Here is a 26216-nt window from a genome sequence, read left to right on the forward strand (position 1 = left end):
CGCCGGATGGGCGGGTACCAGCGGCTCACGCTCGACGTGGGCGGCTACCTCAAGAATCGTCACGAGATCATCCGCCAGAAGGCGATCAAGGCCGCGGAGAAGGCGCGAAGCCAGAACAGGGAGGTCTCGCTCGAGCCGATGAAGGCGGCCGAGCGGCGGATCGTCCACCTCGCCCTCACCGACGAGGACGGCATCACCTCCTACACGGTCGGCAGCGGCGAGATGCGCAAGGTCTGCGTCGCGCCGGAAGACCGGGCCGGCGGGCACGACAACCGGCGGCCCAGGCGATAGACGGACAGGGGCCGGCGGCGCGCCGCCGGCCGCCTTCCACCCACCGGGCATGCACACGAACACCATCGTCTCCCTGAGCACGCCTCCGGGCGAGTCCGCGATCGCCGTCGTGCGGCTTTCCGGCGGCGAGGCGGCGCGGATCCTCGACGCCATGTCGCCGGGGGCGGCCGCGTGGCCGCCGCGGCGGCTCCGGCGGACGACGCTCGCCGGCGCGGACGGCGCGGCGATCGACGAGGTCGCCGCGGTCGTGATGCAGGCGCCCGACAGCTTCACCGGCGAGGACATGGTCGAGATCTTCTGCCACGGCAGCGTGTTCGTCGCCGGGGAGATCGTTGCCGAGGCGATGCGGCTCGGGGCCGCGGCGGCGGCTCCGGGCGAGTTCACGCGCCGAGCCTTCTCGAACGGCAAGATCGATCTCGTCCAGGCCGAGGCGGTCGCCGATCTCATCGCCGCCGAGACGCGTCTCGCGAGGGACGTCGCCCTCGGCATGCTGCGCGGCGGGCTCTCGCGGCGGCTCGAGGCGATCGAGGACCGGCTGCGGACGCAGCTCGCCCTCGTCGAGGCCTCCATCGATTTCGTCGAGGAGGAGGAGGTCGGCCCGGTCGATCGGGAGGCGCTCGGGGACGCGGCCGCGGCGGCGCGGGGCGAGCTCGGGGAACTCGCCGCCTCGGCGCGGGCCGGTGGACGGCTCCGCGGGGGAATCCGTGTCACGATCACCGGCCCGCGGAACGCGGGGAAGAGCAGCATCTACAACGCGCTCCTCGGCGAGGAGCGCGCGATCGTCTCCGCCCTGCCGGGAACGACGCGGGATCTTCTGCGCGAGCGGATCCACATCGGGGGATTCGCGTACCATCTCGAGGACACGGCGGGGCTCGCCGATACGGCGTGCGAGATCGAGGAGCGGGGAATGGCCATCGGACGGGAGGCCGCCGCACGCGCCGATATCGTCCTCTTCGTCGTCGACGGGCACGAGGGGTGGACGGCGGCGGCGGCCGGGGAGCGGGAGCGGTTGGGGGAAGCGCCGGTCGTCCGCGTCTTCAACAAGGCCGACCTGGGGCTCCGCGACGACGTGCGCGCCCTCGCCGGGGAGGCCGGGGAAGGCGCCACGATCGTCGTCTCGGCGAAGACGGGGGAGGGGCTCGATTGTCTCAGGGCGCTTCTCCACGACCTGGCCGCCGGGGGGCGGGCGGGGTGGCTCGCGCGGGAACGCATCGCCGTGAATGCCCGGCAGGGGGAGGCCCTCTCGGCCGCGGCGGCGGCGCTCGGGCGCCTCGGAGAGGCGGTTTGCGACAAGCGACCGGCGGAGATCCTCTCCATCGAGTTGCGCGAGGCGATCGAGTCGATCGGCCGGGTGACCGGCCGCGAGGTCGCCGGCCGCATCCTCGACGAGATCTTCAGTCGCTTCTGCATTGGCAAGTAAAAGAATATAATTAGTTATGAACATATCAATAATGATTCCCGAACGAAACGCCCCCCGTGGCCGAACCGAGGCGGCACGATGACTCGCCGATGCGACGTCCTGGTCGTCGGCGGCGGGCACGCGGGGTGCGAGGCGGCACTCGCGGCGGCGAGAATGGGGCACGGGACCGTCCTCGCGACGCTGCGGATCGGCGATATCGCCCGGATGCCGTGCAATCCGGCGATCGGCGGCCTCGCCAAGGGGCAGATCGTCCGCGAGATCGACGCGCTCGGCGGCGAGATGGCCCGGTGCATCGATTTGACGGGGATACAGTTCCGGATGCTGAACCGCGGCAAGGGGCCGGCCGTGTGGTCGCCGCGGGCGCAGGCCGACAAGGCGGCGTACCACGAGCGGATGCTCGCCGTCCTGCAGGCGCAGGCGGGGCTCGACATCGTCGAGGGGGAGGTCGTCGGCCTGGAGATCGGCGCCGACGGCGTCGAGGGCGTCGTCATGGAGGGCGGCGGGCGGATCGCCGCGCGTCGCGTCGTCCTCGCCCTCGGGACCTTTCCGAACGGCGTCATGCATATCGGCGAACGGCGCATCCCCGGCGGCCGCGAGGGGGAGCGCCCGTCGATCGGCCTCACCGACCAGCTCGCCGGGCTCGGCCTCGAGCGGCGCCGGCTCAAGACCGGCACGCCGCCGCGGATCGCGCGGGACACGGTCGACTACGGCCGCTGTCGCGAGCAGCCGGGCGACGAGCCGCCGTCGCCCTTCTCCTTCGAAACGGGGCGCCTCGACGTCGACCAGGTCTCCTGCTGGATCACCTGGACGAACGAGCGAACGCACCGGTTGATCAGGGAGAATCTCGATCGCGCTCCCCTCTTCTCGGGGCAGATCACCGGCGTCGGCCCGCGGTACTGCCCGTCGATCGAGGACAAGGTCGTCCGCTTCGGGGACCGTGACCGGCACCTCCTCTTTCTCGAGCCCGAGGGACGGGACGTCGACGAGATCTACGTGAACGGCCTGGCGACGAGTTTGCCCGTCGACGTGCAGGAGGGGATGATCCAGACGATCCCCGGCCTCGAGCAGGCGCGGATCGTCCGCTACGGGTACGCGATCGAGTACGACGTCCTCTCCTCGCGCCAGTTGCGCCCCACCCTCGAATCGCGGCTCATACCGGGGCTCTTCCTTGCCGGGCAGATCAACGGGACCTCCGGGTACGAGGAGGCGGCGGCGCAGGGGATCGTCGCGGGCATCAACGCCTGCCTGGGGCTCAGGAACGAGCGCCCGTTCGTGCCCGGCAGGCACGAGGCCTACATCGGCGTGCTGATCGACGATCTCGTCACGAAAGAGATCGTCGAGCCCTACCGCATGTTCACCTCGCGCGCCGAATACCGCCTGCTGCTCCGCCAGGACAACGCCGACGAGCGGCTGTACCGCTACGGGGTCCGCTTCGGCCTCGTCGACGCGGAACGCTGGCGGGACGCGGCCAGGCGCCGGCGGCGCGTTTTGTGCGCCCTGCGGCGGATCGCCGCCGAAACGGTGCCCGCGGCGGTGGCGAACGCGCTCGGCGGAAACGAAACGGGGCGCGTCTCCGCCCTGCAACTCCTGCAGCGCCCCGGTGTCGGCCTCGAGGCGATCGAGGGGCAACTTCCCGGCGGAACGCTCGGACTCGACGACCGTGGCCGGTTCGCTCTCGGCGTCCGCGTCGCCTACGACGGCTACATCCGGCGCCAGCGCCGGACGGCCGAGAAAATGCTCTCGATGGAGACGACACGGATCCCGGACGACTTCTCCTACGACATCGACGCGCTGAGCCGGGAGGGACGGGAGAAGCTCGATCGCTTCCGTCCCGCAACGCTCGGGGCCGCATCGAGGATCGACGGCGTGCGATCCGCCGACCTGTCGATACTCATGGTCTTTCTCGATCGACGGAGACGCGGGAAGGGGACGCCATGACCGGCGAGGGCCTCGCCGCGGCGGCGATACGGCGGATTTCGGCGGCCGGCGTGACGGTAAACGACCCATCCCGCGAATATCTCGGCCGCTATGTCGACGAGCTCGCCAGGTGGGGCTCGCGGCTCCACCTCGTCGGGCGCGGGCGACTCGACGAGAACATCGTCCTTCTCCTCGTCGATTCCTGGCTGCTCGCCGATTTCGCCGCGAGTCGGGGGGCGTTCGATAACGAACGGCCCTGCCGGGTCGCCGACGTCGGCGCCGGATCGGGATTTCCGGGCGTCGTCCTCAAGATCGCACGACCCGATCTCGACGTGGTCCTCTTCGAGCGGAAAGACAAGCTGCTGCGTTTTCTCGAGCGCGTCGTCGCCATTCTCGGCATGCCGGGACTCGCCGCGGAGGGGAGCGATCCCGTCCGCAAGCCGCCCGCCCGCCCCTTCGACGTCGTCGCGACGCGGGCGGCGGGGCGCCTGCCCCTGGCGCTGCCCCTCGCGGCGACGCTTCTGCGCGGGGGCGGAACCTACATCACGATCAAGGGAGACGGGTGGCGCGAGGAACTCGACGAAAAGCCGGCCGGCGACATGGCCTTCGTCGCCGAGGCCCCCCTTCCCGCCAACCGAGGCCTCATGGTCATGTTCCGGAAGCGGAACGCCGACGCCGGCTGACATTCCCGGAGACCGCGTTTCACGTGAAACGAACGAGGCGACCGCGGCGGTCGCCCGAAGCGCCTCGCGGCGGCCGGGGGCATCGTTTTGCCCGGAACAGACAAAACAAGGGTTAGAGCCGCCTGCCGGCGGCCGTTTGTTCGCGTGGCGCCCCGGGGCGCAGGCCGAGACGGCAAAAAACCCCGCGCCTGCAACCGGCATCGGTTTCGCGCGATACGTTCCCGGGGGGGGCGGGTTCTTTATCTGACGTTCCTCGCCGGCGCGAAGCCCCTGTTTCACGTGAAACGGGGGGGGGCGGGCGTTCGGCAGGTTCCGCGGATCAGGCGAGGTGGCGCCGGGTTGGCGCGAAAATCCGTTGGACGCCTGTTTTGGCGTTGCATTCACGCCGGGCGGCTCCTATACTACCCGTGATTCCCCACCGCAGCCTCACGGGAGGAGCACATGTCGCGCAACGCGAAGAGTATCATTGCCTTGTTCGTTTTTTCAACGGCGATTGCAGCCCTGTGGGGGTGCGAGAGCGAGACGACGTTCTCGAACAATCCCCCCGCCGGCCTCACGATCGAGATCACGAAATGCACGATCGCGCCGGGAGGAACGGTGACGCTCGTCGGGGCGGCCGAGGATATCGACGCGGACGAGATCTCCTTGCGCTGGACGGCGGAGGCCGGCGTCTTCGATCCGCCGGACGGGCGAGGCGCGAGCGTCGACTGGACGGCCCCCGCCGTGCCCGGCGTCTATACCGTCACCTTGCGCGCGAGCGACGGCATCGACGAATCCTCGCTCTCGACGGAGATCGACGTCGCCGCGCTCTTTCCCGACAAGCCGACGGGCGTCGTCACGGTGAGCGACGAGGGGCGGACCTACATCATCACCGATCTCTTCCCGATCGAGATCGGCCAGGCGACGACGCTCATCATCGAGGCGGGCGTGAAGATCGTCGTCGAAAGCGAGACGGGAGGGCTCGACGTCCGGGGAACGCTCCGCGTGAACGGGACCGACGACGATCCCGTGTCGATCGGCCCGAGCGGGTGCCCGGGAGACGACGAGACCTGGGGCGGCGTGTATTTCGTCGGCGCCGAGGCCAGGGGCGAGATCGCCCACATGAACGTCTACAACTCCCAGTACGGCGTCACCGCGAGCGACTTCGCCGAGCTCGCCATGGACAGCTCGAGCGTTTTCGGCACGGACGGCAACGGGATCTCCGTGTCCGACCAGGCGTCGGCCGAACTGCACGGCGTCACGGTCTGGGACAACGGGAAGGGAGTCGTCGCGATCAACGCCGATGTCCTCCTCGATGCCTGCTCGATCAGGTACAGCGGGGGCCCCGGCGTGTCTTTGAGCGGGGCGAGCGTCGTCACGATAACGAATTGTCTCATCGCGAGCAACGACGGCAACGGCATCGAGCTGGTGAGCGACGCCGCGCCCGTCGTGCACGGCTGCACCTTCTTCTTCAACGGGCCGGCGGGGGGCACGGGCTACGACATCCGGCTGCTCCGTCCCTACGGCGAGGTTGCGGCGATCGACGCGGAAAACAACTACTGGGCGGCGACCGATTCGGTGACGATCGCCGACCGGATCTTCGACAACCTCGACGACGGCGCCATCGGCGCACGCGTCGATTTCATTCCCTGGCTCGACCAGGAGCCGCTCGCCGCCACGGCCGAGCGGCGCGGCAGGTGACGATGGGCAAGATCACGGCCGTCGCCAACCAGAAGGGCGGCGTCGGCAAGACCACGACGGCGGTGAACCTCAGCGCGAGCCTCGGCGCCGCCGAGCAGAAGGTGCTGCTCGTCGACGCCGATCCCCAGGCGAACGCGAGCAGCGGGTTCGGCATCCGCGCAGGCGAGGATGAGCCGACGGTGTACGAGGTTTTGATCGGCGAGGCGACCGCCGAGGAGGCGATCCGCCCGGGCGATCTGGTCGACGTGATCCCCTCGCACCCGCGCCTCATCGGGGCGGAGATCGAGCTCGTCTCGCAGATCGCGCGGGAGCGCAAGCTCAAGGGCGCCCTGCACGAGATCGTCGGCCGCTACGACTACGTCATCATCGATTGCCCGCCGTCGCTGGGGCTTCTCACGCTCAACACCCTCACCGCCGCGGACTCGATCCTCATCCCGATCCAGTGCGAGTACTACGCGCTCGAGGGGCTGAGCCAGCTCCTCAACACGATCCGGATGGTCCAGAAGCACCTCAATCCCGACCTGCGGATCGAGGGCGTGCTCCTCACGATGTTCGACAAGCGCCTCAAGCTCTCGAGCCAGGTGGCCGACGAGGCGATCTCCTACTTCGGCGAGAAGGTCTACGAGACGATCATCCCGCGCAACGTCCGGCTGAGCGAGTGTCCGAGCTTCGGGAAGCCGGTGCTCCTCTACGACGTGCAGAGCGCCGGGTCGCGGAGCTATCTTCGCTTGGCACAAGAGTTTATAGAAAAACAGGCCGGGGCCGGCGCCCGCTCGGCCGCGGGAGGTGCGTAGGATGCGCAAGCGGGTCCTCGGCCGGGGTCTCGACGCGCTCATCTCCCCCGACATGCGGGAGAGCGTGTCGGAGACGGAGCGGATCATCGAGATCGAGATCGACCGGATCGATCCGAATCCCCACCAGCCCCGGAACGCCTTCGACGACGGGCACCTCCGCGAACTGGCCGATTCGATCGGCCGTTTCGGCGTCCTGCAGCCCGTCGTGGTCCGCCGCAGCGGAGACCGGTACCAGCTCGTCGTCGGCGAACGGCGGTTCCGCGCCTCGCGCCTGGCGGGCAAGACGACGATCCCCGCGATCGTCCGGCGGATCGAGGACGACGATTCCCTGAAGCTCGCCCTGCTCGAGAACCTCCAGCGCGAGGACCTCAACCCGATCGAGGAAGCGCGCGGCTACCAGGCGCTCCAGGACGAGCACGGCCTGACGGCGAGAGAGATCGCCGACATCCTCGGCAAGGACCGCAGCACGGTCTCCAACACGCTCCGCCTGCTCAAGCTGCCCGACGAGGTCGTCGGGATGCTCGCCGACGGAAAACTCACCGCGGGCCACGCGCGCGCCATCCTCGCCGTCGAGGGGGCCGAGCGGCAGATCGAGCTCGCGCGCCGCGTCGTCGAGGAGGGGATCACCGTCCGGGAGGTCGAGCGGGAGCGGCCGCGAAAGACCCGCCGAGGCCGGAAGCGCGCGCCGATCGATCCGCAGCTGCGCGCCGTCGAGGAACGGCTCGAGATGCGCCTCGGCACGCGCGTGCGCGTGACGCCGCGCCGCCGCGGGGGGATCGTCTCCATCGAGTACTACTCCGACGAAGAGCTCGAACGCCTCCTCGAGGCGATGGGGGTCGACACGACGTTCTAGTCGCGATCTCCCGTAACGATGAAGAAAGAAACCTTCTCCATCATCGTCGTCCCGCACGACCTCAAGAAGACGCGGACCTACCGCGTCCCGTACCCGCTCTTCTACCTGCTCGTCGTCGTGCTCGGCGCGGGGCTCGTCGCGATGGTCGTCTTCATGGCGACCTACGGCAGGCTCCTCGTGAAGGCGCAGGAGACGGTGATGCTGGAGCGGCAGGTGGCCGAGCTCACCAGGCGGAACGAGCAGATCGGGGATCTCACCAGGAAGCTCTTGCGCCTGCATGCGATGGACCTGCAGGTCCGGCGGATGCTCGGGCTCGAGATCAGCCCAGAGGACAGCGTCGCGATCCGCGTCGCCGACGAGGCGGGGGCGGAGGACGGGTCCGCCGTCACCCCGAGCGAGGAGGAGACGATCCTCCGGGCGCTGCCCTCCTCCTGGCCGGTGAAGGGATACATCACCAGGGGATTCAGCGTCACCGGCGGCGAGGAGGACCAGGCGTACCACGCCGGGATCGACATCGGCGTGCCGCGGGGAACGCCGGTGCGGGCGGCGGCCCCGGGCACGGTCGTCGAGGCGGGCTGGGACGACATCTGGGGGTATTACGTCCTGCTCGATCACGGCGTCGGGATAAAAACACTTTACGGGCACAACGGCAGATTGGTAGTTATGAAGGGCGAGCGCGTGGGACGCGGGCAGACCGTCGCCTTCTCCGGCGACACGGGCCGGAGCTCGGCCCCGCACCTGCATTTCGCGGTCACGGAGAACAACGTTCCCGTCGATCCGCTGAAATACCTGATCAAGTAAGGAAGGAAGCCGGATGGCGAGAGGCAAGAAGGAGGAAGCGATGTTCGGCAAGGAAGGCGAGGGCATGGTCGCGGAGGGCAAGATGAACTCGATAATCGGGCAGGGATGCAAGATCAACGGAACGATCGACGTCAAGGACGGCACGCTGCGGATCGACGGCGAGTTCGAGGGCACGGTCAACTGCCCCGGCACGCTCATCGTCGGGAAGGGCGGCAAGGTCAAGGCGGACGTCACCGTGCGCAACGCCATGGTCGGCGGCACGGTCATCGGGAACATCGACGCGAAGGAGAAGATCGAGCTGCAGGCCGGCTCGCATCTCGAGGGCGACATCAAGACGACGCGTCTCGTCATCGACGAGGGCGTCTTCTTCGAGGGGAACTGCAAGATGAGCCCCGACAGCGCCACGCGGCCGGGAGCGCTCCCGCCGATGGGCGAGAAGAAGAATCCCCAGCCGGCCGGGGCAAAGTAGCGGCGATCCCGCCGGAAGAAAGAGAAACGAAAAACGGGGCGCCCCGCGGCGCCCCGTCGTCGTTCCGTGCCGTTCGACCGGCTACTTCACCTCGACCTTGATCTCCTTGGGCTTCGCCTCTTCCTTCTTCGGGATGCCGATCGTCAGCACGCCGTTCCGGTAGGCGGCGTCGATCTTCGCCGTATCGACGTTCTCGGGGAGCGTGAAGGTCCGCTCGAACCGTCCCCAGTGACGCTCGCGGATGTGGCACCCGGCCTCGTCCTTCTCCTCCTCGACCTTCTTCTCGCCGCGGATCGCCAGCATGCGTTCCTGCACCTCGATGCTGATCTCCTCCTTCTCCATGCCGGGGATCTCGGCCTGGAGCTCGAAGCGGTCCTCGTGCTCGTGGACGTCCACTCGCGGCGCCCAGGTCCGCTCGCGAGCCAACGGCACGCCGAAGAACCCGTCGAAGAGATCGTCCATGTTGCGATTGAGCGGGTGCAGATAACCGGGATTCCATTTTACGAGCCTCATGACCGTACCTCCTGTGTTCAGAAACGACTCTCTGTTCTCGTCTGCCCGTTGTTCAGGTCGCACGACCATCTCTATCGCACGGGACGTGCCAATCCGCGAGACTGCTCCATAAGCGCTTGATATGGCGAGCGATGCGGCTTTTTTCCACCGCCGTTCACCGACCGCGCACCGCCAAAAAGCCCTCGTCGATGGCAGGGGTGCGCCATGATGGCACAGGCAGGCGGGTGTCGCGTGTCATTATGGCGCGTCGTGGCGGCAGGGCGGCGCGCGGCGCCGGGGGCCTGCTTCTGCCGGATCGCCACGCCCGGCGGCTCGCAGACGGCGGAGCTCGTCCTGCTCCGGCACGGTCGAGCCGCGAGGGATAATTCGGTGTGGAACGCCGGGGCGATTTCCCGTATAACTGACAGTGGAACGCTCCCCGCCCCGGGGAGCGGACGGCGCTTCGGAGCATGCAAGGGAGGCAGGATGAAGACCATGCGCGCGCTCGCCGCGCTCGCACTCGTCGCGCTGGTCGCGGCGGGCTGTTCACGCGAGGCGAAACGGTACACGATCGAGGAGTTTCTCGGCACGGTCTCCTGGTCGGGCGGATCATTCTCGCACGACGAGGAGCGTCTTCTCGTCACGAGCGACCGCGACGGGATCTTCAACGCCTACTCGATCCCCGTCGCCGGCGGCGAGCCGACGCAGCTCACCTTCTCGGCCGGGGACAACATCTTCGCCTTGTCCTATCTGCCCGGCGACGACCGCTTCCTCTACTCGAGCGACCGCGGCGGCAACGAGATCTCGCACATCTTCCTGCAGGAAAAGGACGGCTCCGCGCGCGACCTGACGCCCGGCGAGGCGGCGCGCGCCGTCTTCTACGGCTGGAACCACGAGCGGACGCACTTCTTCTACGGGTCGAACGCCCGGGACGAGCGGTTCATGGACGTCTACATCATGGACGCCGCCGATTTCTCGGCGAAGATGATCTACCTCAACGACGCCGGCTACGAGTTCGGCGCGGTCTCGAACGACATGCGCTACATGGCGTTCTCGAAGACGCGCACGACGAGCGACCGCGACATCTACCTGTACGACCGGTCGACGGGCGAGGTGCGGCACATCACGCCGCACGTGGGCGAGGTCTTCTTCGCGCCGACGGACTTCGGCCCCGATTCGCGGACGCTCCGCTTTCTCACCGACGAGGAGAGCGAGTTCCGCTATCTGAAGAGCTACGACATCGCGACGGGAAAGACGGAGCTCGTCGAGAAGCACGACTGGGACATCCTCTACTCCTACGTCTCGCACGGCGGGAGCTACCGCGTGACGGCGGTCAACAACGACGCGCAAACGGAGATCCGCGTCACCGAGACGGCGACGGGCCGCGCGATCGAGCTCCCCGGGCTGCCCGCCGGCGACGTCGTGTCGGTGGGGATCTCGCCGAGCGAGCGCTTCATGCGCTTCTACGCGAGCAGCGCGCGCACCGAGCGGAATCTCTACGTGTACGACTTCGCGTCGGGCCGGCACCGCCGCCTCACCGATTCGATGAATCCCGGGATCGACACCGACGACCTCGTCGACGCCGAGGTCGTCCGCTACGAGTCCTTCGACGGCCTCCGGATCCCCGCCGTCCTCTACCGGCCGAAAGGGGCCACGAAGGATCGCAGGGCGCCGGCGCTCGTCATGGTGCACGGCGGACCGGGCGGCCAGGCGCGCATCGGCTACAGCGCGCTCAGGCAGTACCTGGTCAACCACGGCTACGCGATCCTCGACGTCAACAACCGCGGTTCCTCGGGCTACGGGAAGACCTTCCTCAAGCTCGACGACATGAAGCACGGCGACGAGGATCTCGACGACTGCGTCCGGGGGGCCGGGTACCTCGCGTCGACCGGGTGGGTCGACCCCGAACGGATCGGGATCATCGGCGGCTCGTACGGGGGGTACATGGTTCTCGCGGCGCTCGCCTTCCGCCCGGAAACGTTCGCCGTCGGCGTCGACCTGTTCGGCATCTCGAACTGGGTGCGGACGCTCGAGAACATCCCGCCCTGGTGGGAGAGCTTCCGCGCGGCGCTCTACACGGAGATGGGCGATCCGTCCGTCGACGGGGAGTACCTGCGGGGCATCTCGCCACTCTTCCACGCCGAGCGCATCGTCCGGCCGCTCATGGTCCTCCAGGGGGCCAACGACCCGCGCGTCCTCAAGGTGGAATCCGACGAGATCGTCGCGGCGGCGCGGAAGAACGGCGTGCCGGTGTCCTATCTCGTCTTCGAGGACGAGGGGCACGGCTTCCTCAAGAAGGAGAACCGTATCGAGGGGTACCGGGCGATCCTCCGTTTCCTCGACGAGCACCTGGCCGCCCCGGGGGAGACGAAATCGTGACCGGGCGCGAGGGCGGCGGACGGCCGGAGGACGAGCGCGTCTTCGTGGCGTGCCGCGAGGCGTACGAGCGGCTGCGCGAGCAGATCGCGCGCGTCATCGTCGGGCAGGAGGAGGTCGTCGAGCAGCTGGTGACCGCCCTCTTCGCCGGCGGGCACTGCCTGCTCGTCGGCGTGCCGGGGCTGGCCAAGACCCTTCTCGTCTCCACGGTGGCCCGGTGCCTTCGCCTCTCCTTCTCGCGCGTCCAGTTCACCCCCGACCTCATGCCGGGCGACATCACGGGCACCGAGGTCCTCGACGAGGACGCGGCCACGGGCCGGCGCGTGTTCCGCTTCATCCGCGGGCCGGTCTTTGCCAACGTCGTCCTCGCCGACGAGATCAACCGGACGCCGCCGAAAACGCAGGCGGCCCTCCTCCAGGCGATGCAGGAGGGATACGTGACGGCCGGGGGGAGCGACCACCCGCTCGAGCCCCCCTTCTTCGTCCTCGCCACGCAGAACCCGATCGAGCTCGAGGGGACCTATCCCCTCCCCGAGGCCCAGCTCGACCGCTTCATGTTCGATGTCCGCGTCGGCTACCCGTCGGCGGAAGAGGAGATGCGGATCGTCGACACGACGACGAGCGCGGCGCCCGCCGAGCCCGAGCCGGTCCTCGACGCCGGCGCGATCCTCGACATCCAGCGTTTCGTCCGCCGGGTCCCCGTCGCCGACCGCGTCCTGCGGTTCGCCGTCGAGCTCGTCCGCGCGAGCCGCGAGCCCGGGTTGCCGGGAATCGGGGAATACCTCGCCTGGGGGGCGGGGCCGAGGGCCGGCCAGTATCTCGTCCTCGCCGCGAAGACGAGGAGCCTCCTCAGGGGCGAGACGACCCCCGACACGGAGGACGTTCGCGCCGTCGCCCTCCCCGTGCTGCGGCACCGGCTCGTCACGAATTTCCGCGCCGAGGCGGACGGCGTCTCCGCCGACGATCTCGTCCGGCGGCTCCTCGAGGGCGTGTCCGGATGAACGGAGGAAGAAAAGCGGGTGCCGGCGAGTCGAACCCGGGCGGATTCCTGCGCCCCGAGGTCGTCAGCCGCCTGGAGAACATGGACCTCCGGGCGCGGCTCATCGTCGAGGGGTTCATCGCGGGGCTGCACCGCAGCCCCTACCACGGCTTCTCCGTGGAGTTCGCCGAGTACCGGCAGTACGGGCCGGGGGAGTCGGCGCGGAACGTCGACTGGAAGGTCTACGCGAAGACCGACCGGCACTACGTCAAGGTCTTCGAGGACGAGACGAACCTCCGCGCGACGCTGCTCCTCGACCGAAGCGGGTCGATGGGGTACGCGGAGGGCGGCGGCGTCTCGAAACTCCGGTGGGGGGCCCTGCTCTGCGCGGCCCTCGCCTGGCTGCTCGTCAGGCAGCGCGACGCCGTCGCACTCGCCCTCTTCGACGAGCGGGTGAACGAGTACCTGCCCCACCGGTCGGTGAAGCGCCATCTCTTCCAGCTGCTGAGCGCCCTCGACGCCGTCCGGCCGGGCGCGCGCACGGGGATCAGCCGGGCGCTCAACGACCTCGCCGAGCTCGTCACCAGGCGCGGTCTCGTCGTCCTGGTGAGCGATCTCCTCGACGACCCCGACGAGGTGGCGGCCGGGCTGAGGCGCTTCCGCCACCGCGGACACGAGGTGATCGTCTTCCACCTGCTCGACCCGCGCGAGGAGGACCTCGACTTCCGGGGCGAGACGCGTTTCCGCGACCTCGAGACGGGTGAGACCCTCCGGGCGCAGCCGTGGTTTCTCCGGGACGAGTACCGACGGAGCGTCCGGGCGTGGAAGGGGGCGATCGAGCGGCGGTGCGTGGAGCACGGGATCGACTACGTGCCGGTCTCGACGGCGACGCCCTTCGACGGCGCCCTCGCGGCCTATCTCGGCAAGCGGCGGCGCCTGAGGTGACGGGCGGACGGCCGCGGCGCCGTGCGCCGCGGGGGAGGTGACGCGGACGATGGATTTCCTGCAGCCCTGGGCCCTCTTCCTCCTCGCCGCGGCGGGCGTGCCCCTCGTGATCCACCTGCTCAGCCGGCGCCGGATCCCCGAGATCCCCTTCGGGAGCCTCCGCTTCCTCAGCCCCTCGGAGCGGCAAAGCATGCGCCGCGTCGATCTCCGGCGGCTCCTCCTCCTCGTCCTGCGGATGGCGGCCGTGGCCCTGCTCGCCCTCGCCTTCGCCCGTCCCGTCGTCCGCGGCGGGCTCGCCGGGCTCTTTCCCGCCGCGGCGCCGCGGTCCGTCGTCCTTCTCGTCGACCGCTCCTGGAGCATGGGCGCCGCGACGGGGGGCGGCACGGTCCTCGACGCGGCGAAAGAACGGGCGGCCGAGGTCCTCGACCGGCTCGAGGCGGGCGACGAGCTCACGGTGATTTTCTTCGACGACCGGGCCGAGACGGTCCTCGACGCCGCGCCCTTCGACCGCGGGACGGCGATGTCGGTTGTTCGCCCCGCCGGCGTCTCGTGGCGGACGACCGATCTCCGGGCCGCCGTGCGGGAGGCGCGGCGCGCCTTCGCCAGGGCCGATCTTCCCGCCCGCGAGCTCTACCTCGTCTCGGATTTCCAGCGCGGCGCCCTCGGCCTGGAAGGCCCCGCGGCGGAAACGAAGCGGGCGGCGGCCGGCGCGCCGAAGCGGGAACGCGGCGAGGCGGCGGGCGACACGGCCGGCGACGGCGGACAGGTCACGGACCGGGCGGACGACGGGTTCGTCCGCGCCTTCCTTCTCCCCGTGCGGGCAACCGGGACGGACAACACGGCGATCGAACGGATCGACGCGCCGCGGACGGTCGTTCACCGCGGCGAGGCGATCGGAATCGCCGTCCATCTCCGCGGCGCGGGGAACGCCGGCGCGCCAACGCCCCTGCGCGTCCTCGTCGACGGCCACCGTATCGCCGAGCGGGAGACGGTCGTTCCGCCGGACGGCCGTCGCGTCGAGCGCTTCGTCTTTCCCGCCGAGCGGGCCGGGTGGCTGCGGTGCGAGGCCCGCTCGGCGCCGGACCGCCTCGCCGCCGACGACACGCGGCGCTTCGCCGTCGAGGTGCGCGAGCGCCTCGACGCCCTGCTGCTCGCCGACGGCGACGCCCTCTACCTCGAGCAGGCGCTCGCCCCGGACGGCTCGGAGGGGGACATCGCCCTCGTCAGGCGCGGATGGCGGGAGTTCACCTCGGCGGACCTTGAGACCGGGGCGGTCGTCCTCGGCCCGGGACGCGGCCCGCTCCCGGGGGATATCGCGCTGATCGAGCGGTTCGTCGAGGAGGGGGGCCACGCGCTCCTCTTCGTCCTGCCAGAGACGGAGGAGACGGCGCGGCGGCTCTCCCGGCGGCGGCTCGACATCGGCTTCGGCGATCCCGATGGCCTCGCCCGGCTGATCGACCCCGTGCCGGGGACGGCGCTCCTCGCTCCCTTCGACCGCGAGGACATCGAGCGGCTCTCCCGGATCCGCATCGCCGGCGGAGCGGTCGTGCGGGGGGTCCCCGCCGGCGCCGCCGAGCTGCGCTTCGACGACGGAAGCCCCCTCGTCTGGCGGGAGGCGCGCGGCGAGGGGGAGGTCGTCTTCGCCTGCCTGCAACCCGGAAGCGGCGCCCTCGTCCTCTCGCCCTGGTTTCTCCCCCTCGTGCAGCAGGCCCTCCTCGCGCCGGGAGGGGAGGCAGCCGCGCCCGCCGGCCTCCTCGTCGGCGAGGTTCTCGGTTTCGCCGGGACGGCGGAGACGGTCCTTCTTCCCGGGGGCGCGATCGCGCGCCCCGGGCCGGGAGGCGTCGCCGCCGGGGAGCCGGGCTTCGCCGAGATCCGCGGTCCCGCCGGGACGCGGCTCGTCGCGGTGAATCCCGACTGCCGCCTCGAGTCGGACCTCTCGCCCATCGATCCGCGGGCCGCCGCCGACTCGCTGGGTTTCGCCCACGCGGCGGTCGTCGCGCCGGGCGAGGCGGTCGCCGAGCGCGTCCGGGACGCGCGGGAAGGCAGGGAGATATCGACGCAGCTCGCCGCAGTCGCGCTGGCCCTTCTCGCCGCGGAGCTCGTCGCGGCGCAGAAGGCGGGGAGGTCCGGCGATGTGGGATGACCTGAAGTCGCGCATCCGCGAGACGCCGGCCTTCCGGACGCTCGCCGCCGGCCTCGCGCCTGCGGGCGCCGACGCCGCCGCGGCGGGGCTGCGCGGCGGGGCCCGGTCGCTCCTCGTGGCCGCCCTCGCCGAGACACGCGCCGAGCCGATGCTCGTCATCGCCGCCGACCCGGTCGGCGCTCGCGACACGGCGATCGACCTCGAGCTCTTCGGCCTGCGGGGGGTCGTCTTCTACCCCGAGGACGAGATGCTCCCCTACGATTACCACGAGCCCGACCGCGACCTCGCCGGCATGCAGATGAAGGCCCTCGAGATCCTCGCCGAGGGCGGATGCAGGGTGCTCGTCTGCACCTTCCGCGCGGCGATGAAGAAGGTCGTTTCCGCGGAGCTCTTCCGCCGGATCCTCGTGCGCCTCGAGCGCGGAACGGAGCGCGATCCCCACGAGCTCGCCGCCGGCCTGGTCGACCTCGGCTACGAGCGGCGCGAGACGGTCGAGGGGAAGGGGCAGTTCGCCCTGCGCGGCGGGATCCTCGACCTCTTCCCCATCGCCGCCGACGATCCCGTGCGGATGGAGTTCGACGGCGACGAGATCGCCTCGATGCGCCGCTTCGACATCGAGACGCAGCGGTCCGCCGGGGAGACGGGAACGGTCGTCGTCCATCCCGTCCACCACTTCGTTCCCGACGCGGCGGGGCTCGCACGGCTCCGCGAGCGTCTCGAGCTCGAGGCGGCGGCCCTGCCTCCCGACGAGCGGGCGCGGGCGCTCCTGCCCGCCGAGCGGCTCGAAAGCGGGATCTCCTTCTACGGGATGGAGCACTACGCGGCCGACGTCCACGACGTGCAGCCGGTCTTCTCCTGCTTCGCGAACGATCCGCTCGTCGTCCTCGCCGGCGCCGAGGAGCTGGAGACCCTCGCGCGCGAGTTCCAGGGGGAGATCGCCACCCGCTTCGAGCGGTCGCGGGAGGAGGGGCATCGCTACCCCGCCCCCGACCGGGTCTACGTGACCGGAGAGGAGCTGCGCGAGCGGCTCGCGAGCTTCCGCGTCCTCCAACTCCTCGACCTGTGGCGCGAGGGGGCCGCGCGCTTCGAGACGACCCGTCCCCCCGACTACCGGCGCAACCTCGCCGGCCTCGAGCGGGACGTCCGCGCCGCCCTGGCCAACTCGACGCGCGTCTTCCTCTTCTGCTCGAACCCCTTCCAGCGCGACCGCGCCGAGGATCTGCTCGACGAGGTCGCCCTCGAGATCGACTTTCCCGTGGGCGATCTCTCGAGCGGGTTCCGCTGGCCCGACGCCGGCGTCCTCATGCTCAGCGAGGAGGAGGTCTTCGGCCGGTACCATCGACCCTACCTCGTTCCCCGCGCGAAGAGCCGGTCGCTCACGTACGATCCCTCGCATTTCCAGCCGGGCGACCATGTCGTCCACGTCGACCACGGGATCGGGCGGTACATGGGAATGCGCGTGCTCGAGCGGGAGGGGGGGCGGACCGAGTGCCTCGACATCCGCTACGAGGGGGACGACCGCCTCTTCATTCCCGTCACCCGCCTGCGGATGGTGGAGAAGTACGTCGCCGCCGAGGGGAGCGAGCCGTCGCTCGCCCGGCTCGGCGGCGCCGCCTGGGCGCGGTCGCGCGAGCGGGCGAGGAAGAGCGCGGAGAAGATCGCGCGCGACCTTCTCGAGCTCTACGCCGCCCGCCGCCTCGCCGAGGGGCACGCCTTCAGGCCCGACACCCCCTGGCAGAAGGAGATGGAGGCCTCCTTCCCCTACGAGGAGACGGCCCACCAGCTCCAGGCGAGCGCCGAGGTGAAGGAAGACATGGAGAGCGGGCGCACGATGGACCGTCTCCTCTGCGGCGACGTCGGCTTCGGCAAGACCGAGGTGGCCCTCCGGGCCGCCTTCAAGGCGGTCATGGACGGCAAGCAGGTGGCCGTCCTCGTTCCGACGACCGTTCTCGCGATGCAGCATCACCAGTCGATCGAGGAGCGGTTGCGCGGGTTTCCCGTGAACCACGGGATGCTGAGCCGCTTCGTGACGGCCAGGGAGCAGAAGAAGACGATCGAGGCGATCGCCGCCGGGCGGATGGACATCGTGGTCGGCACGCACCGGCTGCTCTCGAAGGACGTCGTCTTCCGCGATCTCGGTCTCGCCGTCATCGACGAGGAGCACCGCTTCGGCGTCCGCCACAAGGAGGCCTTCAAGAAGCTCAAGAAGACCGTCGACGTCCTCAGCATGACGGCCACGCCGATCCCCCGCACCCTCTCCATGGCCCTCTCGGGGATCCGCGACTTCTCGGTGATCGACACCCCCCCGCGCAACCGGCTCCCGATCCACACCGAGATCCTCCCCTTCGACGACGAACGGATCCGAGACGCCGTGATGCGCGAGGTCGACCGCGGCGGCCAGGTCTTCTTCGTGCACAACCGGGTGCAGTCGATCGAGGTGATGGAGGGGTTCCTCCGCAGGCTCCTCCCCGAACGCGTGCGGATCGCCCACGCGCACGGGCAGATGAAGGAGCGGGAGCTCGAGCGCCGGATGATCGATTTCCTCGAACGGCGGTTCGACGTCCTCGTCTGCACGATGATCATCGAGGCGGGGCTCGATTTCCCGAACGTCAACACGATCATCATCAACCGGGCCGACCGCTTCGGGCTGGCCCAGCTCTACCAGCTCCGCGGGCGTGTCGGCCGGAGCGACCGGAAGGCTTTCGCCTATCTGCTCGTCCCCCGCGGGCGGACCCTCACCCCGACGGCGATGAAGCGGCTCCAGGCGATCGGCGAGTTCGACTACCTCGGCGCGGGCTACCGCATCGCGATGCGCGACCTCGAGATCCGCGGAGCGGGAAACCTGCTCGGCCCGCAGCAGTCGGGTCAGATACGCGCGGTCGGGCTCGATCTCTACTCGCGGATGCTGCGCGACGAGGTGGCCCGGCTCAGGGGCGAGGAGCCCGAGGAGACGGCGGAGGCGCGCGTGTCGATGTCCCTGCGCGCCTACCTCCCGGGCGAGTACGTCGCCGACTCGGAGGAGCGGATGGACATCTACCGCCGGCTCACACGGATCGAAACCGTCGACGCGGTGGAGGACATGCGCGCGGAGCTGCGCGACCGGTTCGGAACGGCCCCCGAGACGGCGCTGAACATGCTGCGGCTCGTCGAGATCCGCCTCAGGGCCCGGTCCGCGGGGATCGAATTCGTCGAGGCGGACCACGCGGGGCGGCTGCGGGTCGGCTTCCGCCCCGACGGCGTCCCGGGCCGCCGGGCGATCGCCCGGATCGTCGAGGCCTTCGCGGGGCGCATCTCGTTCCACGCCGAGGGGGGGTTCTCGCTGACCGTCGATCCGCCGGTAACCGCCGGCAGGGCCGGACGCAGCCCGCGCGAGCGGGAGGAGGCGGCGCTCGCCGATGTCGAGATGCTGTTGAAATTATTGGAATTTTCTGCTACATAACATAGTTTAAGGGCTGAAGCGGACCGGCGCCGCCGATCCGCACGGAACGATACGTGAACGATCGGGCCGAAAGGCTCCGTGAAAGGAGATCATCTTGAAACGAGCCGTACTCATCGCCGTGCTGGTCGGGCTCGCGCTCGCCACGGGGTGCACGAAACGCGAAGACCTCGTCGTCGCGCGGGTCGACACGCGGACGATCACCGTCGCCGACGTGGAGAACGCCGTCCTGAATCTCGAGGAAAAGTACATGCCCGAGAACGACGACCTCGAGGGCAGGATGAAGGTGCTCAATCACATGATCAACAAGGAAGTCATGGCGCTCAAGGCCCTCGGCGCGGGGTACGACAAGGAGGAGTGGTTCGTCGAGTTCTGGGACTCCTTCCGCAAGCCCTTCCTCGTGGCGGCGATGATGGAGCACCAGATCCGCCGCAAGGTCACGGTGACCGACGCGGAGGTCGACGACTACTTCGAGAAGATGCACTGGGAGTACACGATCAGCCAGATCGTCGTGCCGAACGAGGACCAGGCATGGGAGCTCAGGCAGCGCATCCTCGACGGCGCCGATTTCGCCGAGACGGCGCGGAAGTACTCCTTCGGCGCCGAGGCGGAGGAGGGCGGCTTCGTCGGATCGAGCAACGTCGGACGCATCCTCTGGTGGGTCGAGGAGGCGCTCTTCGGCATGGAGGAGCAGGATGTCTCCGAGCCGCTCCAGACCTCGTCCGGCTACGCGCTGATCAAGGTGCACCGCAAGCGGCGTATCGTCCCCGACGACACGAAGGAGTTCGCCCGCGCCCGCGTGAAGGCGATCAAGGAGCAGAAGGGGATCGAGGAGGTCAAGGCGCGGATCGAGAAGGAGATCGGGCTGACCTTCTCCGAGCAGGCCGTCACGATCGCGTACGACAATCTCCCGCAGGACTACCCGATGGAGGACGTCTTCGTCAACCGGACGATCACGCGCGACAACGCACCGGTCCCGGAGATCCCCGAGCAGTACCTCGACATGGTGATCTGCTCCTATCTCGACCAGACGATCACGCTGGCCGACTTCGTTGACATCTACACGACGCTCGGCATCCCCGAGCGCCCCTTCCGCTACCAGGGCAGGGAGCGGGTCATCCAGGTCGTCCACAAGCACGTCTTCGACCAGGTGCTGCCCGACTACGCCGAGCAGCGCGCGAAGATCCTCGAGATCCCCGAGGTGGCCGCGACCCTCGAGAACCGCCGCGAACAGTTCCTCGTCTACCGGCTCTACCAGGACCAGGTGAAGGACGAGACCTCCGTCACCGACCGCGAGGTGCGCGAGTACTACGACGAGAATCGCGAGACGCTCCGCACGCAGGAAAAGCGCGACTTCTCGATCTGCCTGGTCGGCTCCGAGGAGACGGCCGGGGAGGTGTCGGCGCGGGCCCGCCGCGGCGAGAAGTTCGAGCTTCTCGTCCGCGATTTCTCGCAGGATCCGAGCGCCAAGGAGAATCTCGGCAGGACCGGCATGGTCGCTTCCGGCAACTATCCCGACTATGACCCCGTGGCGTTCGCCCTGCCCTCCGTGGGCTCCGTCTCCGACCCCTTCCAGACCGCCCGCGGCTGGGCGGTAATCAAGGTCGAGCAGATCGAACAGGGCCGGGTACCGACGTACAACGAGGCGTACGACACGATCCACAAGGCCCTGCTCGAGGCGAAGAGCGAGGAAGTCCTCCAGGAGAAGCTCGAGCAGTGGAAGAAAGACTACGTCATCACGATCGACAGGGACAACCTCGCGAAGGTCGAGCTCGGTTTGACGAAGCTCTGATCGCGGCGGGCCGCCTCGCGGCGGGCGTCTCCCTGCTGGTTATCCTGGCCGTCCTCGCCGGGTGCGGCGGGCGCGAGAAGCCGCCCGTGCGCGAGATCCCGCCGGGCGCGATCGTCCGCGTGGGCGAACGCGTGCTGACCGTCGACGAACTCGACCGCCTGCTCCCCGAGGGAGAGCGGGTCCCCTTCGACGACGCCGAGCGCAGGCGGTTCGTCGACCGCTGGGTCGACACCGAGCTCCTCCACCAGGAGGCGATCCGGCGCCGCCTGGGGGACGATCCGCGCGTCCAGGCGCGGCGTGCGGCCCTCGAGCAGGAGTATCTCGCCGACCACCTGCTCACCATCGAGCTGCGCGAGCGGACGAGCGTGACCGAGGAGGAGGTCGAGCGCTATTTCGAGGAGCACCGGGAGGAATACCTCTACGAGTACCGGGTCAGCCACATCCTCGTGAACACGCTCGAGGAGGCGCGCCAGGTCCAGGCGCTTCTCGAAACGAACAGCTTCGAGTGGGTGGCGAACCGCCACTCGGTCGATCCGGTGGCGAAACGCGGCGGCGATCTCGGGTATCTCACCAAGGGGAACATGGTCCCCGAGTTCGAGAACGTCATATTCCGGATGACGCCCGGCGAGGTCAGCGGACCGGTCCGGAGCGATTTCGGGTTTCACATCATCAAGCTGGTGGGGATCCGCGAGGCCTACGTCAAGGTCGGGCTCGAGGAGGTCCGCGAGCGGATCATGAACACCCTCGTCGTCCGCAAGCGCGAGCGGGCCTACGGGGAGTTCCTCGACGAGCTCCGGCGACGGTCGGAGATCGAGTACGCGGACTCGGCGTACGCGGTCCCCGCTTTCGCCGACACTGCCGCCTCGGGCGGCACGGAGGTGAACTGACGATGACGAGGATCATGGCGACGGCGGTTCTGGCCGGCGTACTCCTCCTGTCCGCGGCCGATCCGGCCCGGGCGCAGGAAGGGGAGCTCGTCGACCGCGTTGCCGCGGTCGTCGAGGACCGGGCCGTCATGCGGAGCGACGTCGAGATCGAGCTGCGCCGGTACGTCATGGAGTCCGGCAAGCAACGCCTCGACGCCGACGAGGAAAAGGCGGCGCGGAGCGAGATCCTCGAGAGCCTGATCGCCGATCTCCTCATGACCGTCCACGCCGAGAAGCTCGGCGTCGAGGTGGCCGAGGATGAGGTCGAGCAGCGGCTGAACGAGACGATCGACAACTTCAAGCGCCAGATCGGCGGCGACGAGGCCTTCCAAAGCCAGCTCGAGCGGGAGGGAATGACGCTCGAGCAGCTCTCGGCGACCTATCGCGAGAAGATCCGCGCCAACCTCCTCATCCGCCGCTTGCTGCGGCAGGAGGTGATGAGCAGCGTCGCCGTGACCGAGGGCGAGATCCGCCGCTACTACCGCGAGCACGCAAACGAGCTTCCGACGCGCCCGGCGACGGTGACCCTCTCGCACATCAAGATCGTCCCGGCAATCTCCGAGCGCGCGGCGGAGCGTTCCCGCGGGACGATCGACAGCATCATGGCCCGGCTCGATGCCGGCGAGGAGTTCGAGGAGCTCGCCCGCACCTGCTCCGACTGTCCGAGCGCCGCCTACGGGGGCAGCCTCGGCTACGCGAAGCTCGCCGACTACAACAGCCCCGCCTTCGAGGAGGCCGTCCGCGCCCTCACCGTCGGCGAGGTCAGCCGGCCGGTCTTCACCCGGTTCGGCTGGCACGTCATCCGGCTCGAGGACGTTCGCGGCGAGGAGGTGCTCCTGCGCCACATCCTCTCCCGCGTGGAGAGCGGCGAGGCCGACGTCGAGAGGGCGGCGCGCCTGGCCGAGGCGGTGCGGGACAGCCTCCTAGCGGGGGCGGACTTCGCCGCGATGGCGGCCTGCCACTCCGACGATCCCGACACGCGCGAGGAGGGGGGCTTCATCGGCGAGGTGCCGATGGAGAACCTCCCCGAGCACATCCGCGAAATCGTCGCCGGGGTGCCGGACGGCGGGATCGCCCCGCTCATCAAGGAGCAGGACGGCTTCCGCATCCTCAGGGTCCTCGGCCGCACGCCCCCCCGCCCCTTCACCTTCGAGGAATCGAAGGACGAGCTCCGGCGCGTCATCGAGAACCGCAAGGTGCAGGAGCGGCTCCAGGGCTACGTCGACGACCTCAAGGCGATCTACTACGTCGACGTGAAGGAGGGTGGCGCGGGATGAGGATCGATCTCTTCCTCAAGGCGCTCTGCCTCGTCAAGACGAGGAGCCAGGCGAGGAAGGGGATCGACGACGGCCACGTCTCGGTGAACGGGCGGCCCGTGAAGCCCGGGCGCGAGATCCGCGCGGGGGACGTCGTCGAGATCCGCTGGCCGCACCGGACCCTCGCCGTCGAGGTGCTCGAGGTGCCGGCGGCGCAGATCGCGAAAAAGGACCGGGACCGCTGGCTGCGGACGATCCGCGACGTGCGGACCGGGCCGATGGAGGGGTGGCATGTCTGAACGGCCGGTGCGTCTCGCGCTCACGATCGGCGATCCGGGCGGGATCGGCCCGGAGCTGGCCGCCGCCGCCATCGCCGGCGAGGCGCGGGGCGACGCCGAGCTCTGCGTGATCGGTTCGGCGGCGGCGCTCGCCCGGGCGCTTTCCGGGGCGGCCGGGGGGCCGCCGCCCGTCGTCACGGCCAAGACGTGGGTCGCCGGCCCGGCGACCCGCGGCGACACGACCGTCATCGACACGGCGGCGGGGCTGGACCCGCCGGCGGGGCGGCCCTCGCGCGAGGGGGGGCTCGTCGCCGGCCGGGCGATCGAGAAGGCCGTCGAGCTCGCCGCGACCGGGGCGGTCGACGGGATCGTCACCGGACCGGTCTCCAAGGAGGGGCTTTCCCTCGCCGGCTATCCCTTCCGCGGACACACCGACATGCTCGCCTCGCTCCTCGGCGCCCCCGACTGCCAGATGATGATGGTGGCGGGGCGGCTCCGCATCGTCATCCTCACGCGGGACATTCCTCTCGCCGACGTGCCGGGGCTGATCACGCGGGAGCGGATCGACACGGGCGTCCGCGTGACCGCGGCCGCCCTCACGGAGCTGTGGGGGATCGAGGAGCCGCGGATCGCCGTCGCCGCCCTCAATCCGCACGGGGGGGACGGCGGGCTGAACGGACGCGAGGAGCTGGACACGGTCGCTCCCGCGCTCGAGGCGCTCGTGTTGGAGGGATTCCGGGTCGGCGGGCCGATACCGGCCGACACCCTCTTCCACCGGTGGGAGGAGAAGGGGTGGGACGCCTTCGTGGCGCTCTACCACGACCAGGGGATGATCCCCTTCAAGATGGGCGGGTTCGCCGGCGGGGTGAACATGACGATCGGGCTGCCCACCGTGCGGACCTCCGTCTGCCACGGGACGGCCTACGACATCGCGGGCAGGGGCGAGGCCGACACGGGGAGCATCGAGGCGGCCGTCCGTCTCGCCGTCGAATGCTGCCGTGCGCGCCGCGGCGGAGAGGACGAGCCATGACCCACGAGCGCCGCATCATCGCGGGGGTCTACCACCTCTCGAAGACCCTCGGCCGGCATTTCTCCCTCGCGGACATCAATTTCCAGGTGGCCAACGGCGAGTTCGTCTTCCTCGTCGGGCCGAGCGGGGCGGGGAAGAGCACCCTGCTCAGGATGCTCTACATGGACGACTTCCCCACGGCGGGGCAGGTCGTCGTGGGGCCCTACGTCTCCACGCGGATGCACCGCAAGACCGTCCCGCACCTGCGGCGCCGGATCGGGATCATCTTCCAGGATTTCCGTCTCATCGAGGACCGCAGCGTCTTCGAGAACGTCGCCCTCGCCATGCAGGTGACCGGAACGGGCATGGGGGAGATCAAGCGGCAGACGACCGACATCCTCACGCGCGTCGGGCTCTACCACAAGCGGTACGAATCGCCGTCGACCCTCTCCGGCGGCGAGCAGCAGCGGGTGGCGATCGCCCGCGCCGTGGCGAACCGCCCGGCGATCCTCCTCGCCGACGAACCGACGGGCAACCTCGACGCCGTGCAAACGAAGAACGTCCTCGAGATCCTCTTCAAGTTCAACGCGGGCGGGACGGCGGTGCTCATGGCGACGCACGACATCGACCTCGTCCGCTCCTTCGGCCAGCGGATCCTCTACCTCGAGGAGGGGCGCATCGTCCGCGACACCGAGCCGGTCTACATCGGCGACCTGCGCGACCGCGTCGAGGATTCCCGCGTCGCCCGCGACGCCGACCGGCTCGCCGGCCGCGACATCACCGGCGACGGGGAGAAGAAGCGATGAACGCGAACGGCATCCGGTACGTCGTCGACGAATCCTTCAAGATGCTCGCCCGCCGGAAGGGGGCCAACGCCGTCTCGACGATCATCATGGGGCTCTCCCTCCTGATCCTCGTCGTCTTCCTCCTCGTCACGCTGAACATCGCCGGCTTCATCGACCGGACCAGCGAGGAGCTCCGCGTCTACGTCTATCTCCGCGACGGGATCGACGAGGACACTTCCCGCGCGATCCAGTTCCGCCTGCTCGGCATGGACGGTGTGCGGGAGGTCGTCTTCGTCTCGCGGGACGAGGCGCTCGAGGAGTTCCGCGAGGCCCTCGGCGGGGAGAGCGACCTGCTCGACGCGCTCGAGGAGAACCCCCTTCCCGACGCCTACCGCGTCCAGCTCAGGCAGGACCGCATCCGGAGCCCGATCCTCGGCTCCTTCGCCGAGGCGGTCGGCGGATGGGAGGGCGTCGAGGAGGTCCGCTACGGCAAGCGGTGGTTCGAGCGCGGCGAGAAGCTCGTCCGCGGATTCTACGCGATCGACCTCGGCCTCGGGCTCATCGTCTTCCTCTCGGTGGTCTTCGTCATCTCCAACACGGTCCGTCTCACCATCCTGCAGCGGCGGCGGACGATCGACGTGATGAAATACGTCGGGGCCACGAACGCCTACATCCGGACCCCCTTCGTCGTCGAGGGCGCCGCGCAGGGCGCGGCGGCGGCGGTGATGGCGATCGGCCTCCTCCTCGGGATCCACCTCTTCGCCCTGCGGTACCTCCCGGGGATCGTCTTCTTCCGGTGGGACGCCGTCGCGGGCTTCGTTCTCTTCTGCGCCCTGCTCGGGGCGCTGGGGAGCGTCGCGGCGATGCGGCGGTTCCTCAGGCTGTAAGGAG

At 69.6% G+C, this 26216-nt stretch carries 22 protein-coding genes; 21 read left to right on the forward strand and 1 reads right to left on the reverse strand.

Annotated elements, in window-relative coordinates:
* The 9 genes from JW876_07955 to JW876_07995 all read left to right on the forward strand — a co-directional run.
* Positions 1–291 (forward strand): hypothetical protein (locus JW876_07955; GenBank protein ID MBN1885439.1); only part of this gene is annotated, 291 nt, incomplete at its 5' end.
* Positions 292–340: 49 nt separating this feature from the next.
* Entirely contained in the window at positions 341–1711 is a 1371-nt protein-coding gene (gene mnmE, locus JW876_07960; GenBank protein MBN1885440.1) for a tRNA uridine-5-carboxymethylaminomethyl(34) synthesis GTPase MnmE, read from the forward strand.
* Positions 1712–1789: 78 nt separating this feature from the next.
* Positions 1790–3649, forward strand: a complete 1860-nt coding sequence (gene mnmG / locus JW876_07965) for a tRNA uridine-5-carboxymethylaminomethyl(34) synthesis enzyme MnmG (protein MBN1885441.1) — start codon at positions 1790–1792, stop codon at positions 3647–3649.
* Complete coding sequence (locus JW876_07970; GenBank protein ID MBN1885442.1) at positions 3646–4311, forward strand: class I SAM-dependent methyltransferase; 666 nt, start codon at positions 3646–3648, stop codon at positions 4309–4311. Before mnmG ends, JW876_07970 begins: the two co-directional genes overlap by 4 nt.
* Before the next feature lie 471 nt (positions 4312–4782).
* The gene (locus tag JW876_07975; GenBank protein MBN1885443.1) at positions 4783–5991 is read left to right on the forward strand and encodes a right-handed parallel beta-helix repeat-containing protein; all 1209 of its coding nucleotides are present in this window, start codon (positions 4783–4785) and stop codon (positions 5989–5991) included.
* Between the two features lie 2 nt (positions 5992–5993).
* Positions 5994–6785, forward strand: coding sequence for a ParA family protein (locus JW876_07980; GenBank protein ID MBN1885444.1), 792 nt, complete (start codon positions 5994–5996; stop codon positions 6783–6785).
* A 1-nt stretch (position 6786) separates the two neighbouring features.
* A complete protein-coding gene (locus JW876_07985; protein MBN1885445.1) occupies positions 6787–7638 on the forward strand; it encodes a ParB/RepB/Spo0J family partition protein in 852 nt (283 codons plus the stop codon).
* A gap of 18 nt (positions 7639–7656) precedes the next feature.
* Positions 7657–8439, forward strand: a complete 783-nt coding sequence (locus JW876_07990; GenBank protein ID MBN1885446.1) for a M23 family metallopeptidase — start codon at positions 7657–7659, stop codon at positions 8437–8439.
* Between the two features lie 13 nt (positions 8440–8452).
* Complete coding sequence (locus JW876_07995) at positions 8453–8908, forward strand: polymer-forming cytoskeletal protein (GenBank protein ID MBN1885447.1); 456 nt, start codon at positions 8453–8455, stop codon at positions 8906–8908.
* Between the two features lie 81 nt (positions 8909–8989).
* On the opposite strand, the gene JW876_08000 is transcribed toward JW876_07995, so the two are convergent.
* Positions 8990–9421 carry an Hsp20/alpha crystallin family protein gene (locus JW876_08000; protein MBN1885448.1) on the reverse strand — a complete coding sequence of 144 codons (432 nt, stop codon included), beginning with the start codon at positions 9419–9421 and terminating at the stop codon, positions 8990–8992.
* 465 nt (positions 9422–9886) lie between these two features.
* On the opposite strand from JW876_08000, the gene JW876_08005 reads away from it, so the two are divergent.
* The 12 genes from JW876_08005 (at position 9887) to JW876_08060 (ending at position 26212) form a co-directional block, all read left to right on the forward strand.
* Positions 9887–11779, forward strand: a complete 1893-nt coding sequence (locus JW876_08005; protein MBN1885449.1) for a S9 family peptidase — start codon at positions 9887–9889, stop codon at positions 11777–11779.
* Positions 11776–12777: a MoxR family ATPase gene (locus JW876_08010; GenBank protein MBN1885450.1), complete on the forward strand. Its 1002-nt coding sequence runs from the start codon at positions 11776–11778 to the stop codon at positions 12775–12777. The genes JW876_08005 and JW876_08010 overlap by 4 nt, the downstream gene beginning before the upstream one ends.
* Positions 12774–13700, forward strand: a complete 927-nt coding sequence (locus JW876_08015) for a DUF58 domain-containing protein (protein ID MBN1885451.1) — start codon at positions 12774–12776, stop codon at positions 13698–13700. Before JW876_08010 ends, JW876_08015 begins: the two co-directional genes overlap by 4 nt.
* A 49-nt stretch (positions 13701–13749) precedes the next feature.
* Positions 13750–15843, forward strand: coding sequence for a BatA and WFA domain-containing protein (locus tag JW876_08020; protein ID MBN1885452.1), 2094 nt, complete (start codon positions 13750–13752; stop codon positions 15841–15843).
* Positions 15833–19282 carry a transcription-repair coupling factor gene (gene mfd / locus JW876_08025; GenBank protein ID MBN1885453.1) on the forward strand — a complete coding sequence of 1150 codons (3450 nt, stop codon included), beginning with the start codon at positions 15833–15835 and terminating at the stop codon, positions 19280–19282. The genes JW876_08020 and mfd overlap by 11 nt, the downstream gene beginning before the upstream one ends.
* Positions 19283–19376: 94 nt before the next feature.
* A complete protein-coding gene (locus tag JW876_08030) occupies positions 19377–21071 on the forward strand; it encodes a peptidyl-prolyl cis-trans isomerase (protein ID MBN1885454.1) in 1695 nt (564 codons plus the stop codon).
* Positions 21072–21157: 86 nt separating this feature from the next.
* Complete coding sequence (locus JW876_08035; protein MBN1885455.1) at positions 21158–21958, forward strand: peptidylprolyl isomerase; 801 nt, start codon at positions 21158–21160, stop codon at positions 21956–21958.
* A gap of 2 nt (positions 21959–21960) precedes the next feature.
* Positions 21961–23274 carry a peptidylprolyl isomerase gene (locus JW876_08040; GenBank protein MBN1885456.1) on the forward strand — a complete coding sequence of 438 codons (1314 nt, stop codon included), beginning with the start codon at positions 21961–21963 and terminating at the stop codon, positions 23272–23274.
* Positions 23271–23552, forward strand: coding sequence for an RNA-binding S4 domain-containing protein (locus tag JW876_08045; protein MBN1885457.1), 282 nt, complete (start codon positions 23271–23273; stop codon positions 23550–23552). The genes JW876_08040 and JW876_08045 overlap by 4 nt, the downstream gene beginning before the upstream one ends.
* Positions 23545–24561 carry a 4-hydroxythreonine-4-phosphate dehydrogenase PdxA gene (pdxA, locus tag JW876_08050; GenBank protein MBN1885458.1) on the forward strand — a complete coding sequence of 339 codons (1017 nt, stop codon included), beginning with the start codon at positions 23545–23547 and terminating at the stop codon, positions 24559–24561. The genes JW876_08045 and pdxA overlap by 8 nt, the downstream gene beginning before the upstream one ends.
* Complete coding sequence (locus JW876_08055; protein MBN1885459.1) at positions 24558–25346, forward strand: ATP-binding cassette domain-containing protein; 789 nt, start codon at positions 24558–24560, stop codon at positions 25344–25346. Before pdxA ends, JW876_08055 begins: the two co-directional genes overlap by 4 nt.
* Positions 25343–26212, forward strand: a complete 870-nt coding sequence (locus tag JW876_08060; protein ID MBN1885460.1) for an ABC transporter permease — start codon at positions 25343–25345, stop codon at positions 26210–26212. Before JW876_08055 ends, JW876_08060 begins: the two co-directional genes overlap by 4 nt.
* Positions 26213–26216 lie beyond the last annotated feature (4 nt).

The organism is Candidatus Krumholzibacteriota bacterium, from assembly GCA_016931295.1.
Classification (GTDB): domain Bacteria; phylum Krumholzibacteriota; class Krumholzibacteriia; order Krumholzibacteriales; family Krumholzibacteriaceae; genus JAFGEZ01.